At 67.5% G+C, this 16,140-nt stretch carries 12 protein-coding genes; 6 read left to right on the forward strand and 6 right to left on the reverse strand.

The window, feature by feature from the left end; translation table 11 throughout:
* Nucleotides 1-27 precede the first annotated feature (27 nt).
* Nucleotides 28-1,275 carry a LysR family transcriptional regulator gene (locus C1925_RS10155; protein WP_108768764.1) on the reverse strand — a complete coding sequence of 416 codons (1,248 nt, stop codon included), beginning with the start codon at nucleotides 1,273-1,275 and terminating at the stop codon, nucleotides 28-30.
* A 101-nt stretch (nucleotides 1,276-1,376) separates the two neighbouring features.
* Between C1925_RS10155 and C1925_RS10160 the strand changes: the two genes are divergently transcribed.
* The 6 genes from C1925_RS10160 to C1925_RS10185 all read left to right on the forward strand — a co-directional run bounded on the left by C1925_RS10160 (nucleotide 1,377) and on the right by C1925_RS10185 (nucleotide 7,760).
* Nucleotides 1,377-2,048: a 4-carboxy-4-hydroxy-2-oxoadipate aldolase/oxaloacetate decarboxylase gene (locus C1925_RS10160; protein WP_108768765.1), complete on the forward strand. Its 672-nt coding sequence runs from the start codon at nucleotides 1,377-1,379 to the stop codon at nucleotides 2,046-2,048.
* The gene (locus tag C1925_RS10165; protein WP_108768766.1) at nucleotides 2,041-3,096 is read left to right on the forward strand and encodes a 4-oxalomesaconate tautomerase; all 1,056 of its coding nucleotides are present in this window, start codon (nucleotides 2,041-2,043) and stop codon (nucleotides 3,094-3,096) included. Before C1925_RS10160 ends, C1925_RS10165 begins: the two co-directional genes overlap by 8 nt.
* A gap of 43 nt (nucleotides 3,097-3,139) precedes the next feature.
* Complete coding sequence (dctA, locus tag C1925_RS10170) at nucleotides 3,140-4,453, forward strand: C4-dicarboxylate transporter DctA (protein WP_108746629.1); 1,314 nt, start codon at nucleotides 3,140-3,142, stop codon at nucleotides 4,451-4,453.
* Between the two features lie 87 nt (nucleotides 4,454-4,540).
* Nucleotides 4,541-5,824 (forward strand): carbohydrate porin, encoded by a 1,284-nt coding sequence (locus C1925_RS10175; RefSeq protein ID WP_159097509.1) that lies wholly within the window; start codon nucleotides 4,541-4,543, stop codon nucleotides 5,822-5,824.
* 23 nt (nucleotides 5,825-5,847) lie between these two features.
* Nucleotides 5,848-6,870 carry an amidohydrolase family protein gene (locus C1925_RS10180; RefSeq protein WP_108768768.1) on the forward strand — a complete coding sequence of 341 codons (1,023 nt, stop codon included), beginning with the start codon at nucleotides 5,848-5,850 and terminating at the stop codon, nucleotides 6,868-6,870.
* Nucleotides 6,870-7,760, forward strand: coding sequence for an amidohydrolase family protein (locus C1925_RS10185; RefSeq protein WP_108768769.1), 891 nt, complete (start codon nucleotides 6,870-6,872; stop codon nucleotides 7,758-7,760). Before C1925_RS10180 ends, C1925_RS10185 begins: the two co-directional genes overlap by 1 nt.
* 91 nt (nucleotides 7,761-7,851) lie before the next feature.
* Here C1925_RS10185 and C1925_RS10190 read toward each other — a convergent pair whose 3' ends face one another.
* The 5 genes from C1925_RS10190 to C1925_RS10210 all read right to left on the reverse strand — a co-directional run bounded on the left by C1925_RS10190 (nucleotide 7,852) and on the right by C1925_RS10210 (nucleotide 16,094).
* Nucleotides 7,852-8,925, reverse strand: coding sequence for a chemotaxis response regulator protein-glutamate methylesterase (locus C1925_RS10190; protein WP_108768770.1), 1,074 nt, complete (start codon nucleotides 8,923-8,925; stop codon nucleotides 7,852-7,854).
* Nucleotides 8,922-9,518 (reverse strand): chemoreceptor glutamine deamidase CheD, encoded by a 597-nt coding sequence (gene cheD / locus C1925_RS10195; RefSeq protein ID WP_079221788.1) that lies wholly within the window; start codon nucleotides 9,516-9,518, stop codon nucleotides 8,922-8,924. Before cheD ends, C1925_RS10190 begins: the two co-directional genes overlap by 4 nt.
* On the reverse strand, nucleotides 9,515-10,384 hold the full coding sequence (locus C1925_RS10200; protein WP_108768771.1) for a CheR family methyltransferase: 870 nt from the start codon (nucleotides 10,382-10,384) through the stop codon (nucleotides 9,515-9,517). The genes cheD and C1925_RS10200 overlap by 4 nt, the downstream gene beginning before the upstream one ends.
* Before the next feature lie 33 nt (nucleotides 10,385-10,417).
* Complete coding sequence (locus C1925_RS10205) at nucleotides 10,418-12,703, reverse strand: methyl-accepting chemotaxis protein (protein ID WP_108768772.1); 2,286 nt, start codon at nucleotides 12,701-12,703, stop codon at nucleotides 10,418-10,420.
* A gap of 1,015 nt (nucleotides 12,704-13,718) precedes the next feature.
* The gene (locus C1925_RS10210) at nucleotides 13,719-16,094 is read right to left on the reverse strand and encodes a methyl-accepting chemotaxis protein (protein ID WP_108768773.1); all 2,376 of its coding nucleotides are present in this window, start codon (nucleotides 16,092-16,094) and stop codon (nucleotides 13,719-13,721) included.
* Nucleotides 16,095-16,140 lie beyond the last annotated feature (46 nt).

Consider the following 16,140-nt stretch of genomic DNA (forward strand, 5'->3'; position numbering starts at 1 on the left):
CCGGCCAGCGGCCGGCACTACCGGGCTTCAGCGATAGCGGAACGGCCAGGCGTCCGGGCCGTCATTGCTGCGTTCGGCGCAGACGTCGCGGAAGGTCTGCAGGAAGGCCTGCTGTGGCCGCGTCGGGTGCCAGTCGGCGCGGGTGGTCAGGCCGATGCGGCGGCGCAGGGCGCGGCCGGCCAGGCCCAGTTCGGCCAGCAGGCCGGCCTGGCGTTCGATCAGGAACTGGTCGCGTGACATCAGGGTCAGCCAGTCATCCTCCAGCAGCAGGCCGCGGGTGATCACCAGCGAGCCGCATTCGATGCGCAGCACCGGTGGCTCGTGGCCGTTGTCGCGGAACATCCGCTCCCAGCGTGCACGCACCGGCGCGCCGGTGGCCGGGATCACCCACGGATAGTCCAGCAGTTGCTCGAAACGCCATGGCAGCTGCGCGGCGAGAGGGTGGTCGGCGCGGCCGACGATGACCGGGTCATCGTCGAACAGGCCTTCCTGCACCACGTCGGGCACCGCGCTGAGGTCGCGCATGGCGCCGACCAGCAGGTCCAGGCTGCCTTCGCGCAGGTCGGACAGCAGCTCCGAAAACGGACCTTCCACCACGTTCACCGTGGCGCCCGGCCAGGCGCGCGCGAATCGGGCCAGTGCCTGTGGCAGCAGCAATGCGCGCGCCAGCGGCATCACCCCGATGGCCAGGCGGCCGCCGTGCTGGTCGCGGGTGGCGGCCAGTTCGTCCAGGCCGGTGGCCAGCTCGGACAGTGCCAGGCGGACCCAGCGCAGCAGACGGGTGGCGGCGGGCGTGGCCAGCAGGGCCTTGCCACGCCGCTGCAGCAGGGGAACCTCGATCACCGCTTCCAGTTCGCGCACCGCGCGGTGCATGGCCGGCTGCGAAACCCCGGCGCGCGCTGCCGCGAGCGTGAAGCTGCCCGCGCTGTCCACCGCGTTGAGGGCGCGCAGCTGGCTGAGTGTCAGTCGCCGTTCGATGGTTGCCAGTGCAGGCAGGCGCGCCGCACGCCGGGCCGCGCGTACGCCACGGGCGAGGTAGGCGAGGGCGCGTTCGATGCGCGGTGCGAGCAGGCGCGTCGCTTCGGTTGCGACCATGCCGCCGGGCTGGCGGTCGAACAGCGGCGCATCCAGCTGCCGTTCCAGCCGCGCGATGGCCTGGGTGAGCGCGGGCTGGGACAGATTGAGGTGCGGCGCGGCCGCGCTGATGCCGCCGTGCGCGTGTACCGCCACCATCGCGTGCAGGTGTTTCAGGTTCAGCTCGGGCAGTCCATTCATGGCACAACTATAACCAGATTGAATGGGCCGGACGAAAAACGATCTTGAGGGGTCTGCATGACGCGGAACAGACTGCGCCATCGCCAACGAAGGATGGATGGATGTCCCGCGTCATCACCCGTATCGAGCGCGCCGAACTGGCGCTGATCCAGTCACTGGCCGAGGCCGGCGTGGCCACCGTGCATGAGGCACAGGGTCGCAGTGGCTTGCTGCATCCGCGGCTGCGGCCGATCTACAGCGGCGCGCGCATCGCCGGCAGTGCGGTCACCGTATCGGTGCCGCCGGGCGACAACTGGATGATGCATGTGGCCATCGAGCAGCTCGGCGAGGGCGACATCCTGGTGGTGGCACCGACCAGCGACTGCACCGATGGCTACTTCGGCGACCTGCTGGCGACTTCGGCGCAGGCCCGTGGCTGCCGTGGCCTGGTCATCGATGCGGGCGTGCGCGATGTGCGCGAGCTGACCGCGATGGGCTTCCCGGTGTGGAGCCGGGCGGTGCACGCGCAGGGCACGGTGAAGGAAACCCTGGGTTCGGTGAACGTGCCGCTGGTCTGCGGTGGCGCTCTGGTGAATGCGGGTGACGTGGTGATCGCCGACGATGACGGCGTGTGCATCGTGCCGCGCGCCGATGCGGCGCGGGTGGCCGCCGAAGCCCAGGCACGTGAAGCACGCGAGGCCGACAAGCGCGAGCGTCTGGCCCGTGGCGAACTCGGCCTGGACATCTACGCCATGCGTGAGCGCCTGGCCGCCAAGGGCCTGCGCTATGAATAAGGGCGTGCGCGCGATGTGGATGCGCGGAGGCACGTCCAAGGGCGGGTTCTTCCTCGCCCAGGACCTGCCGGCCGATGCCGCCGCGCGTGATGCCTTCCTGCTGCGTGCCTATGGTTCGCCGGACGTGCGCCAGATTGACGGCATGGGCGGCGGCGACCCGCTGACCTCCAAGGTCGCCGTGGTTTCGCCCTCGCAGCGCGAGGATGCCGACGTGGATTACCTGTTCCTGCAGGTCTTCGTCGACCAGGCGCTGGTGAGTGACGCGCAGAACTGCGGCAACATGCTGGCCGGCGTGGGTCCGTTCGCGATCGAGCGCGGCCTGGTGGCGGCGCGCGATGGGGTGACCGAGGTGCGCATCTTCATGGCCAACACCGGCACCCTGGCAACGGCCAGCGTGCAGACACCAGACGGTGTGGTGAGCTATGCCGGTGACGCGCGCATCGACGGCGTACCGGGTACCGCCGCACCGCTGCCACTGGCCTTCGAGGACACCGCGGGTTCCAGCTGCGGCGCGCTGCTGCCGACCGGCAACGTGGTGGACGTGATTGACGGCGTGCAGGCCACCCTGATCGACAACGGCATGCCCTGCGTGGTGCTGCGCGCGTCCGACCTGGGCATCAGCGGCTACGAGGACCGCGCCACGCTGGACGCGGACGAGACCTTGAAGGTCCGCCTGGAGGCGATCCGCCTGCAGGCGGGGCCGAAGATGAACCTGGGCGATGTGGCGGAGAAGTCGGTGCCCAAGATGATGCTGGTGGCCGCACCTGCCGACGGCGGCGCGATCTGCGTGCGCTCGTTCATCCCGCACCGCTGCCATGCCTCCATCGGCGTGCTGGGTGCGGTGACGGTGGCCACGGCCTGCCTGCTGCCGGGCTCGCCGGCCCATGCACTGGCCCGGTTGCCGGGCGGGCAGGTACAGACCCTGGCGGTGGAGCACCCCAGCGGGGCCACGACCTGCGTGATTGAACTGGACGAGGACGGCCAGGTGGCCCGCGCGGCCATGCTGCGCACCGCACGGAAGCTGTTCGACGGCGCACTGTTCGACTGAACAGGCAGCGCCTTTCTATTCTCTGCGACCTGGGAGGGTTGTTATGACCGTGGTAGGGAAGCGGCCGGGCCGCTTTGGAATCTTTGGCCAGTTGTGGTTCCAGGTGCTGGCCGGCACCGTGATCGGCGTATTGCTGGGCTGGCTGCAGCCGGACCTGGGTTCGGCGATGAAGCCGCTGGGTGATGGCTTCATCAAGCTGATCCGGATGATGATCGGACCGATCATCTTCGTCACCGTGGTGCACGGCATCGCCGGCATGCGTGACATGCGCAGCGTGGGTCGGCTGGCGCTGAAATCGCTGATCTACTTCGAGGTGATCACCATCCTCGCGTTGATCGTCGGCCTGGTGGCGGTGGACCTGTGGAAGCCCGGCGCCGGCATGAACATCGACGCGGCGACGATCGACATGGCCAGCATCCAGGGCTATGTGCACACCGCCCATGACCAGTCGATCGTGGCCTACATCATGGCCATCATCCCCAACACCCTGGTCAGTGCCTTCACCGAGGCGCACGTGCTGCAGGTGCTGTTCGTGGCCGTGCTGTTCGGCGTGGCCCTGGCCGCCGTCGGCGAGCGCGGCAAGCCGGTGATGGATGTGATCGAGAGCGCCTCCGGTGCGCTGTTCAAGATCATCGGCTACATCATGTACGTGGCGCCGATCGGTGCGTTTGGTGCCATCGCCTTCACCGTCGGCCAGTTCGGGGCTGCCTCGCTGCTGTCGCTGGGCGAGCTGATCATCGAGTTCTTCGTGGTCTGCGGGCTGTTCACCGTGCTGGTGCTGGGCACAGTGTGCTGGTGGACCGGTGCCAGCCTGTGGCGCCTGCTGGGTTACCTGCGCGACGAGATCATCATCGTTGCGGCCACCACCTCCACTGAAACGGTGCTGCCGCGCCTGATCGAGAAGATGAAGAAGCTGGGCTGCGAAGAGGGCGTCGTCGGCTTCGTGATTCCCGCCGGCTACTCGTTCAACCTGGATGGCACCTGCCTGTACCTGACCACGGTGGCGATCTTCCTGGCCCAGGCCACCAATACCGAACTGACCGTGTGGCACCAGCTGGGCCTGATCGCCGTGCTGCTGCTGACCTCCAAGGGTGCTGCGGGCGTGGCCGGTGCGGCGTTCGTGGTGCTGGCGGCGACCCTTGGCACCACCGGCACCATTCCGGTGGCCAGCATCGCGCTGATCCTTGGTATCCACCGCATTTTGGCTGAAGGCCTGACCTTCGTGAACCTGATCGGCAATGCCATCGCCGTGCTGGTGATCGCCAAGTGGGAAGGCAAGCTGGATGAAAAGACCATGGCCGCGCAGATCGGCACTCGCCGAACCCGGCAACGCCTGCTCGGCGTGCAGCCCGCCTGAGGCAATGGCCTGAGCCCTGACGGCCACCGCGGTGGCCTCCACTGAATGCATCACCCTGGCGCCGACGGCGCCGGGAAGGGAGAGAACATGTCGCAGTTCCTGCGTACCCCGCTGTACCTGCTGCTGGCCAGCGCACTGGCAACACCGGCTTTCGCCGCTGACCGCAGCATCCCCGAGGGCATCGACCTGACCCTGGACCTGGTTGGCAATGTGGCCCACAACCCGGTGGGCGGTGTTGAACAGGGCACCGAAGGTTCGTACTGGGTGATGGCCCAGTCGAAATTTGACCTGGACAAACTGTTCGGCGTGCACGGCACCGAGGTGGATGCGCAGTGGGCCTGGTTCGCCGGGCGCAACCTGGCGCGCGAGAAGATCGGCAATTCGATCAGCGCACAGCAGACCTGGCGACCGGTAGCTGGCGGCCGCCTGACCCGGCTGACCCTTCGTCACCGCTTCGACAATGGCCTTAGCATCATCGCCGGCCGTGCACCGGTGAACAGCTACTTCAACAACTCGCCGCTCAACTGCGTGTTCATGAGCAACGCGATGTGCCTGACGCCCTATGGTGCGATCACCGACCTGGGCATCACCGCCTACCCGAATTCGTCCTGGGCCGGCCTCGTGCGCTACGACGTGAATGATCGCTGGTATGCGCAGGCGGGTGTGTTCGACTACAACAACGAGCTGAACAAGGCCGGCAAGAACGGCCTGGACTTCTCGGTGGGCGAGGGCACCGGCACCATCAGCGCCTACGAAGTGGGCTACCAGACGTCCTTCGCCAACGACCGCCTGCCGCGCACCTACCGCGTCGGCATGTACCGCAACAGCGATGGCGGCAAGAGCTCGTACTTCGATGCCAACGGCAATTCGGCAGCGCTGACCGGCAAGCCGACGGCCGTGCAGGACGGTGCGCGCATGGGCGTGTACGCGATGGGCGACCAGACCGTCTGGCGCGGCCAAGGCAAGCGCAACCTCGCCGTGTTCGGCCGGGTCTACGTCAACACCGGCAACGAGGCGCCGGTCGATCATTTTGTGTCGGCGGGCTTCGTCAAGACCGGCACCTTCGCCGGCCGCGACCAGGACACCCTGGCGATGTTCGTCTCCAACACGCATTTCAGCGACGAACAGATCGGCTTCCTGCGTGATCGCCGCAGCCGCTACGGCGGCACCGGTGCACCGCATGCCGACGAAATCATCACCGAGCTCAGCTACGGCTGGGCGGTGAAGAAGGGCATCCGCCTGATGCCGAACCTGCAGTACGTCATCAACCCCGACCCGATTTACGCACCCACGCGCACCACCAACATCCCCGACGCGCTGATTGTCGGCCTGCGCGTGGATGTGCACTTCGCCCAGCTGTTCGGCTGGTGATCCATCGCCCGAGGAGATCCCCCATGATCATCGACTGCCACGGTCACTACACCACGGCCCCCGCCGGCCACGATGCGTTCCGCAAGGCGCAGGTGGCCCACTTCAACGACCGCTCGCTGCCGGCGGCGGTCTATCCCACGATCAGCGACGATGAACTTCGCGACAGCGTGGAGGCCAACCAGCTGCGCCTGCTGCGCGAGCGCGGTGCGGACATGACCATCTTCTCGCCGCGCGCCAGCACCATGGCCCACCACATCGGCGATGAGCAGGTCAGCGCTGAATGGACGCGCCGCTGCAACGACCTGATCGCGCGGGTGGTTCAGCTGTACCCGGATCAGTTCATCGGCGTCTGCCAGCTGCCGCAGTCGCCGGGCGTGCCGATCGCGCACTCGGTGGCTGAGCTGGAGCGCTGCGTGAACGAGCTTGGCTTCGTCGGCTGCAACCTCAATCCCGATCCGTCCGGCGGCCACTGGGATGGCCTGCCATTGACCGATCGTTCCTGGTACCCGTTCTTCGAGAAGATGGTGGAACTGGACGTGCCGGCCATGGTGCACGTGTCGGGCAGCTGCAATGCCAACTTCCATGCGACCGGCGCGCACTACCTGAACGCCGATACCACCGCTTTCATGCAGTTCCTGCAGGGCGATCTGTTCCGTGACTTCCCCGAGCTGCGCTTCATCATCCCGCATGGCGGTGGCGCGGTGCCTTACCATTGGGGGCGCTTCCGGGGCCTGGCGGACATGCTGGGCAAGCCGCCGCTGGCCGAGCATGTGATGAAGAACGTCTACTTCGATACCTGCGTGTACCACCAGCCCGGCATCGACCTGCTGTTCGAGGTAATCGACATCGACAACATCCTGTTCGGTTCGGAAATGGTGGGCGCGGTGCGTGGCATCGACCCGCAGACCGGCCACTTCTTCGATGACACCCGTCGCTACGTGGACGCGCTGGCGTTGTCCGAAGGCGATCGCTACAAGGTATTCGAAGGCAATGCGCGGCGGGTCTACCCGCGGCTGGATGCGCAGCTGAAGGCGAGGGGGCTGTGATGGCCGCGTTCCAGAAGGATGCCGACTGGCTGGACTACTGCGCCAACCCCAGCCGCCCGGCATTCGTACCGCCGACGGGTGCGGTGGACGCGCACTGCCATGTGTTCGGTCCGGGCGATGTGTTCCCGTATGCACCCGAGCGCAAGTACACGCCCTGCGACGCCGGAAAGGCGCAGCTGTTTGCGCTGCGCGACTTCCTCGGGTTCAGCCGCAACGTGATCGTGCAGGCAACCTGCCATGGTGCAGACAACCGCGCCCTGGTCGATGCGCTGCAGGCCAGCGGCGGCCTGGCCCGTGGCGTGGCCACGGTGCGCGATACGGTCAGCGACGAGGAGCTGCAGCAGCTGCATGCCGCGGGCGTACGCGGCGTGCGCTTCAACTTCGTGCGCCGGCTGGTCGACCCCAAGCCGGATGCCTACTACCACGCCATCATCGACCGCATTGCGCCGCTGGGCTGGCACGTGGTGGTGTACTTCGAAGCGGCCGACCTGGCCGAGCGCTGGAACTTCTTCACCTCGCTGCCGACCACGGTGGTGGTCGACCATATGGGCCGGCCGGACGTGAGCCAGCCGGTGGACGGGCCGGAATTCCAGCGTTTCGTGCAGCTGATGGCCGAGCACGGAAATGTGTGGAGCAAGGTCAGCTGCCCGGAGCGGCTGTCGCGGGTGGGGCCGGCGGGGTACGCCGACGTGGTGCCGTTCGCGCGGCACCTGGTGGAGCGCTTCCCGGATCGCGTGCTGTGGGGCACGGACTGGCCGCACCCGAACATGAAGGACCACATGCCTGATGATGGGCATCTGGTGGATGTGATTCCCCACATCGCGCCGACGCTGGAGCTGCAGAAGAAGCTGCTGGTGGACAACCCGATGCGGTTGTATTGGGGCGCGTAGAGGCGCTGTGGGTGCCGGCCAGCGGCCGGCACTACCCATTGTTCCAGACCAAGTGGTAGTGCCGGCCGCTGGCCGGCAAACCACGATGCAATCAGCCGCGGGCGAGCGCCAGCAGCCGCTCGGCGATCCGCTCCAGTGGCACCTGCTCTTCGGCCGCACCCAGCTTGAACGCGGAACCGGGCATGCCCCAGACCACGCTGGTGGCTTCGTCCTGCACCAGGGTCGGGGCGCCGGCCTGGCGCATTTCCAGCAGGCCGCGTGCGCCGTCGTCGCCCATGCCGGTGAGGATGGCGCCGATGGCATTGCCAGCGGCGGCCTGCGCCACCGAGCGGAACAGCACGTCTACCGCCGGCTTGTGCCGGTTCACCGCAGGGCCGTCATCCACGCGGCAACGCCAGCGCGCACCGTCACGGATGATACGCAGGTGCTTGCCGCCGGGCGGCAGGTAGGCATGGCCGGGCAGCACGGCTTCGCCGTCGGTGGCCTCGCGCACGGCCATCGCCGAGTGGCGGTCCAGGCGTTCGGCGAAGGCGGTGCTGAAGCTGGCCGGCAGGTGCTGGGTCATCACCACGGCCGGGGCATCCGCCGGCAGGCCTTCCAGCACCACACGCAGTGCTTCGGTGCCGCCGGCCGACGAGCCGATCGCAATCAGCCGGTCGGTCGTGCGGAACTGCGGCGCGGCCGGACGCACGGACGGCGCGGCATCCAGGATGAGCTTGGGTGCGGCGGTGCGCACCAGTGGGCGCACGCGTGAGCGGGCGGCCATCTTGACCTTGGCGATGATCTCATCGGCGTAGGCCTGCAGGCCGCGCGACACATCGAGCTTGGGCTTGGAAACGAAATCGACCGCACCCAGGGCCAGCGCCTGCAGCGTGGTGTCGGCGCCGCGCTCGGTCAGCGAGGAGATCATCACCACCGGCAGCGGATGCAGGCGCATCAGATTTTCCAGGAACGCCAGGCCGTCCATGCGCGGCATTTCCACGTCCAGGGTGATCACGTCCGGTGCCAGGCGCTTGATCTTCTCGCGTGCGAGCAGCGGATCGGCGGCGGTGCCGACCACGTCGATGCCCGGATCGCTGGAGAGGATCTCGGTGAGCATCTGCCGTACGACGGCGGAGTCGTCGACGATCAGGACCCGGCAGGGGGCGTTGCCGGGCAGGCTCATTCGAACAGCTCCACGCCGCCGGTGACCGGGGCCTTGGACAGGCGCGCACGCACGGCCGATTCGGTCGCGGCCACTTCGGCTTCATGGGCGTGCGGCAGGCGCTGCACCACCACGCGGCCGGTATCGGCGAAGAACCAGATCTTGCGCGGATGGATGCCGCACAGGTCCTCGGCGATGATCGGGATGTGCTCGGCCTGCAGGTACTGGCGCACGAACTCTGCGTTGCGCGTGCCGACCGGATTACTGGTGAAGCCCTTCAGCACGTTGGCGCCGCCGAACACCTTGGCCTCGATGCGCTTGCGGTGCGCGCCGCGCTTGAGCATGTCGTTGATGAGCAGTTCCATCGCGTAGCTGCCGTAGCGCGCGGGCGCGCCGTCGCCGGCGTTGCCTTCGGGCAGCAGGAAGTGGTTCATGCCGCCGATCTTCAGCACCGGGTCGCGCAGGCAGGCGGCCACGCAGGAGCCCAGCGTGGTGGTCAGCGCGGTGGTGTCATCGACCACCAGGTACTGGGTCGGCAGCAGTTTGGCCGCGACGGTCTTGAACCGCGCGTCCTGGTATCGCATCACGTCGTCGGTGCGCAGCGAGGCATTCATGCACCGGCCCCCTGTGCGCGGCGGTACAGCGTGCGGCCGCAGGGCTGGATCAGGTCGGCGGCGTGCAGATAGTTCTCCGAATGGCCGGTGTAGAGCAGGCCGTCATCGTTGAGGTGATGCACCAGGCGGCCGAGGATGGCGCGCTGGGTCGGCTTGTCGAAGTAGATCATGACGTTGCGGCAGAACAGCGCGTCGAACGGACCACCGACGTCGTAGCGCGGGGCCAGCAGGTTCAGCGGGCGGAAGTCGATCAGCTCGCGCAGGGCGGGCAGCACCCGGCATTGGCCCTCGTTGGGGCCGCTGCCGCGCTGGAAGTAGCGACGGCGCAGGTCCGGGTCGAGATTGGTGACGCGGTCGATGTTGTAGACACCGCGGCTGGCGGTGGCCAGTACCTGGGTGTCGACGTCGGTGGCGACGATCCGCACCGGCGGCTTCAACGTACCGAAGGCCTCGCAGGCGGTGATCGCCATGGAGTAGGGCTCCTCACCGGTGGAGGCGGCGCACGACCACAGCAGCAGCGGGCTGCGGCTGGAGCGCTGCTGCAGTTCCTCGCGCAGCTTCTCGAAGTGGTGCGGCTCGCGGAAGAACGAGGTGAGGTTGGTGGTCAGGGCGTTGGTGAACGCCTGCCACTCATCGCCGTCGTCCTGTTCCAGATGGTCCAGGTACTGCTGGAAGCTGCGCATGCCCAGGGTACGCAGGCGGCGCGACAGGCGGCCGTACACCATATCGCGCTTTGCCGGCGCCAGGGCGATGCCCACGCGCTGGTAGATCAGGTCGCAGACACGGCGGAAATCACGGTCGGCGAATTCGAATTCGCGGGGGCCGGTGACGATGGGAGTGGGACTGTTCACGGGGGACGTGTCCATCGGCGGGGGCGGCGGCCGAAGCCGCCACCGGGATCAGAATTCCTGCCAGTCGCCGTCGCTGGGGGCGACGAAGCTGGAGCTGGAGGACGGGCTGGCGCTGGAACGTCGGGCCGGCGTCGGCGCGGCGGCCGGCTGCGGGCGACGTGCCACCGCGGCAGGTGCCGGCGCGACGCGGGCGGTGACCGCCTTCACGGCAGCCGCTACCTGGTTGTCGAGGCGGAAGATCGCCACGGCGTCGGCCAGCTGCGCGGCCTGGTCTTCCATCGCGCGTGCGGCGGCGGTGGCTTCTTCGACAAGTGCGGCGTTCTGCTGGGTGGTTTCGTCCATCTGCACCACGGTCTGGTTGACCTGCTCGATGCCGGCGGACTGTTCCTGCGAAGCCGCGGAGATCTCGGCCATGATGTCGGTCACGCGCTGCACCGAGGCGACGATCTCGCCCATGGTGCTGCCCGCCTGGTGGACCAGGGTCGAGCCTTCGGCGACCTTGCCGACCGAGTCGTCGATCAGGCCCTTGATCTCCTTGGCCGCTGCGGCCGAGCGCTGGGCGAGGGTACGCACTTCGCTGGCGACCACGGCGAAACCGCGGCCCTGTTCACCGGCACGCGCCGCTTCCACCGCGGCATTCAGTGCCAGGATGTTGGTCTGGAACGCGATGCCGTCGATGACGCTGATGATTTCAGCGATCTTCTTCGAGGAGGCTTCGATGGCCGACATGGTGGTGACCACCTGGTTGACCACGCTGCCGCCCTGCGACGCCACGCCCTGCGCGCCGATGGCGAGCTGGTTGGCCTGGCGGGCGTGCTCGGCGTTCTGGCGAACGGTGGAGGTCAGTTCCTCCATCGACGCTGCGGTTTCTTCCAGGTTGGCCGCCTGCTGCTCGGTGCGGCGCGACAGGTCGCTGTTGCCCGAGGCGATCTCGCCGGCGGCGAGGGTGATGCTGGAGGCGCTGGCCTGGATCTGGCCGACGATCTGGGTCAGCTGGCTGACGGTGCTGTTGGCATCGTCACGCATGCGGGCGAACACGCCCTGGTAGTCACCCTGCATGCGCGTGGTCAGGTCGCCTTCGGCGATGGCCGACAGCAGCTGCGAGAGCTTGCCGAGGTTGTCATCGCTGACCGCCATCATCGCGTTGAGGTTTTCCAGCATCAGGCGGAAATCGTGATCGAAGCGCTGCGCATCGCCACGGCGGCTGAAATCACCGGCGGCGGCCGCGGCAGCCAGCTGCTTGATCTCGGCGTTGATGCGGCCGAGGTTGGCCTTGACCGTGTCCACGGTGGTAGTCATGGCGGCCTTCTCGCCCGGGTAGCGGGCGACGTCGCGGCTGAGGTCGCCGACGGCGTACTGCTTCACCACGTCCAGCACGTCGTGCAGGGTCTGCACGTGGCTGCCCACCAGGGTGTTGGTTTCCTGCACCATCAGGCCGTACTCGCCGGGGAAGGCGCTGGCGTCCATGCGGTAGCTCAGTTCACCGGCGTCGTGGCGGCGCGCCATCTCGCGCTGGCCGCTGATGACCGCGTGCAGCTGCTGCTGCATGCCGGACATGGCCTCCAGCAGGCGACCGGTTTCGTCGTGCGGCTGCGGGCCGATGTGGCTGTCGAGCCTGCCGCGGGCGATGCCTTCGGCAACGGCGGTGGCCTGCTTCAGCGGGCCGGCGATGCGGTTGCCGATGATCCAGCTGAGGGCGAGCACGATCAGCACCAGCACGCCGCCGCTGGCGGCCATGATGGCGGTGAACACCAGCGCCTGGCGCTGGACGTCTTCCATATAGACGCCGCTGCTGATGACCCATTGCCAGGGCTTGTACAGGCCGGCGTAGGACGCCTTGTCATAAAGACCTTCCGCATTGGCCTTGGCCCACTTGTAGGTAACCACGCCACCGCCGGCGCGCGCGACCTGGACGAGGTCGTGGAAGAGCTGCACACCGTCTTCGGACCGGAAGGCTTCCATGTCCTTGCCGATGAGATCCTTGCGGAACGGATGCATCAGGACACGGTAATGCGTGTCGTAGACGCTGTAGTAGTAGGTGTCATGGTCGGCGCGCATGCGCGCCAGCGCATCGAGCGCGGCCTGGCGTGCGGCTTCGTCGGTCAGCTCGCCGCTGACGGCCAGGCCGTGGTAGTGGTCGAGGATGCCGTAGGTAAGTTCGACCTGGGTCTTGAGGGATGCCTTGCGGGTTTCGTTGAGATCCAGGTACTGCATGCGGGCGGCGATCACCGACAGCGCGATCACGCCGATCGCGATGAGCAGCGTCAGCAGGTTGAGCTTGCGCCGGACGGAGAGGTTGCTGAAGTAGTGTTGCCAGCGATGCAGGAGGTTCATGAAGCAGACCAGGTCGAGACGGGCGGGCGGCGCCAGTACCGGTCAGGGCGCGACAGGCCGTGACAGAACGGTTATCGGCCGGGGGCGGGGAGATTTGAGGGTTACGCACTTTGCGTATTCAGGGTTCCTTGCAGCGGCGGCTGCGGCGCTGCCTGCGGCAGGCATCTTTGAAGCCAGGGCAACGGCAACAGCGGTCTGTCGGCGTTTCGTTATGTCGAGGGAGGCGGGCCGGGGGGGGCAGGCGGGGCACGCGGTGACTACGGTCAAGTAAATTGTAGGGGCGGTCCCTGGCGCCTAAGGGTCCGGCTTCCCACCCTTTTTCAGCGTCCGGCAGCCACCGACGTTCACACTCTTTACCTACCCGCCGCCCTTCCGTTCTGGGCAACGCGGTGAATACGTCCATGTAGATCGTAGGCGCCGTCCTTGGCGCCTACGGTCCCGCCTGCCCACCCCGGCCCGCCTCTTCGTGCATCGCGTCGGCGGACGGCAAGAGCGGTGTTGTCATCGGGACGGAATTGGGGGTCAGATCCGTTTTCCTGCGGAAAACGGATCTGACCCCAAGGAGAGGGAGAAAGAGGGTCGGATCCGTTTTCCAAGGGAAAACGGCTCTGACCCCGGACGAGCTGCAGCTGTTGCTCTTGCTCTTGCTCTTCTTTCTTCAATCCGGGGTGGACGCGCGGGAAACTGTCCGTGGCCGGGCGGGCGGGTTGCGCGGGGGCGTGAGCCGCATGGGCCCGAGGCATGCCTCGGGCGGGTTGGGCAGGACGCCCAACCCCGGTCTTGCCGTGTGCGCAGGACAGCGCACACGAGCAGGCGGCGACCGAGCTTACATGGACGTACTTGCAGCGTCCCCCGCGCAATCCACCCGCCCGGCCAACCCACAAAATCCCAGTACAAAGAGCGCCCACCCCGAGGGGCTTCGCCGTTGGCTGTTGACCCGGGAACCCAGGAACCCCGGAAACGAAAACGCCCCGGCACGGGGCCAGGGCGTCTTCGAAGCCTGCGGCAGCAGGAATCAGAACTCCTGCCAGTCTCCGTCCGCCAGCTCGGCAGCCATCGGGCGACCGCCGGTGCTGCGACGTGCCGGCGGTGCAGCCGGTGCAGCCGGTGCCGGCGCCGGGGCGGAGGCGCGCGGGGCCGGGGCGCGCGGGGCGACCACGATCTCGGCTTCGTCCACCACGAAGATCGACACGGCCTCGCTCAGGTGGCCGGCCTGCTCTTCCATCGCACGGGCGGCAGCGGTGGCTTCTTCCACCAGCGCAGCATTCTGCTGGGTGGTTTCGTCCATCTGCACCACGGTCTGGTTGACCTGCTCGATGCCGGCCGACTGTTCCTGCGAGGCGGCGGAGATCTCGGCCATGATGTCGGTCACGCGCTGCACCGAGGCGACGATCTCGCCCATGGTCGCGCCGGCCTTGTGCACCAGTGCCGAGCCATCGTTGACCTTGCCGACCGAATCGTCGATCAGACCCTTGATCTCCTTCGCTGCAGCGGCCGAGCGCTGTGCCAGGGTGCGCACTTCGCTGGCGACCACGGCGAAACCGCGGCCCTGCTCACCGGCACGCGCGGCTTCCACCGCGGCGTTCAGCGCCAGGATGTTGGTCTGGAAGGCGATGCCGTCGATGACCGAGATGATCTCGGCGATCTTCTTCGAGGACGCCTGGATGGCCGACATGGTGGTGACCACCTGGCCGACCACGTCGCCGCCCTGCGATGCGACACCGTGTGCACCGATGGCCAGCTGGTTGGCCTGGCGGGCGTGCTCGGCGTTCTGGCGAACGGTCGAGGTCAGCTCTTCCATCGAGGCGGCGGTTTCTTCCAGGTTGGCAGCCTGCTGCTCGGTGCGGCGCGACAGATCGCTGTTGCCCGAGGCGATCTCACCGGCGGCCGAGTTGATCGCGCGGCTGGACTGCTTGATGCGGGTGACGATCTCGCTCAGCTGCGCGGCGGTGGCATTGGCATCGTCACGCATGCGGGCGAACACGCCCTGGTAATCGCCGTGCATGCGCACGGTCAGGTCACCCTGCGACAGCGCAGCCAGCAGGCCGGAGATCTGCTCGATGCTGCCGGCGTTGGCGTCCAGCAGGCCGTTGATCTGCTGGGCCAGCTGCAGGAAGAAGCCTTCCTTGCCGTTGGCATCGATGCGGCCGGACAGGTCGCCGGCGGCAGCCTGGGCGATGACGCGGGCCACTTCGGCTTCGACCTGCGCTTCCTGGGTGCGGTCGCGCCATTCCACCACGTAGCCGACGGTGTCACCGGCTTCGTTGCGGATGGTCGAGGCGACCTGGGCGAACTGCGCATCGCCATACTGCATCGGGCGGCGGGCGACGCCGTGGGCCTTCAGGTTGGCCACCAGGGTGGTGTCCATCTCGCCACGGTGTTCCAGCACGGTCACCGGCTTGCCGACCAGCGACGCCTGCGCGTCGAAGTCCGGCAGGTCGCGGCGCACGTCGTCCTGGTACTGGACCAGGGTCTGCTGCAGGGCGCGGTTGCTGTAGACGATGGTGTTGTTCGGGTCGGTCAGGTACACGCCGGTGGAGCTGTAATCCAGGGCGGTACGGATGCGCAGGTTCTCGCGGGCGACGGCGGCATCGGTCTCGATGCGCTCGCGCAGGTCGCGCTGCATGCGCTGCATGGCCTGCATCAGTTCGCCCACTTCGTCCTGGCGGCTGACATCGATATGGCCGTCGAGCTTGCCGCCGGCGACGTCGTTGGCGACCGAAACGGCGCCACGCACGCTGCCGACCAGGGCACGGGCGAACAGCCACACCAGCACCAGGCCCAGCGCGGCGCCGCCGAACAGGGCGATCACCATCAGCGTGGCCGATGCGGAATAGGTGGAGGAGGCCTCCTCGCGCGCGGCGCGGGACAGGCGGTTGTCTTCGGCGATCAGCGATTCGAGCGAGGCAGTGGCCTTGCGGTGCTTGGTGCGGGTCTCGCCGACGAAGGTATCGATGGCGTCGTCGGGCAGCTCCAGCTCCAGCATCTCGTTGACGCTGTCGTAGGAGGCGACGGCATCCTTCCAGTCCTTGGCGAAGGCGTCGAACAGCTTCTTCTGCTGCGGGTTGTCGATCAGGGTCGGGTATTCCTTGATCGCCTTGTCCAGGTTGGTGCGCAGCTCAGCCACGCGTGCGTGGGCGTCGGCCTTGACCTCGGCGCTGGCGCGGACCAGCTGCTGGTACTCGGAGTTGCGGATCTCACCGATCATGCCGCGCATTTCGCCGGCCATGCGGATGCTTTCCATCCGCGAGCCCGCCAGCTCGGTGGTGACGTTGTTCAGCGAATGCAGGCCACGATAGGCGACGATGCCCTGCAGCAGCATCACCAGCAGGATGACGCCGAACGTCAACAGCAGCTTCGGCATCAGTTTGAGGTTGTTGATCCACGGCATGGGCGTTGCGATCTCCTAAGGCAGACGCGTCCGGGCGTCTGCCCGG

Origin of the sequence: Stenotrophomonas sp. SAU14A_NAIMI4_5, from assembly GCF_003086795.1 — a bacterium.
Taxonomy (GTDB): Bacteria; Pseudomonadota; Gammaproteobacteria; order Xanthomonadales; family Xanthomonadaceae; genus Stenotrophomonas.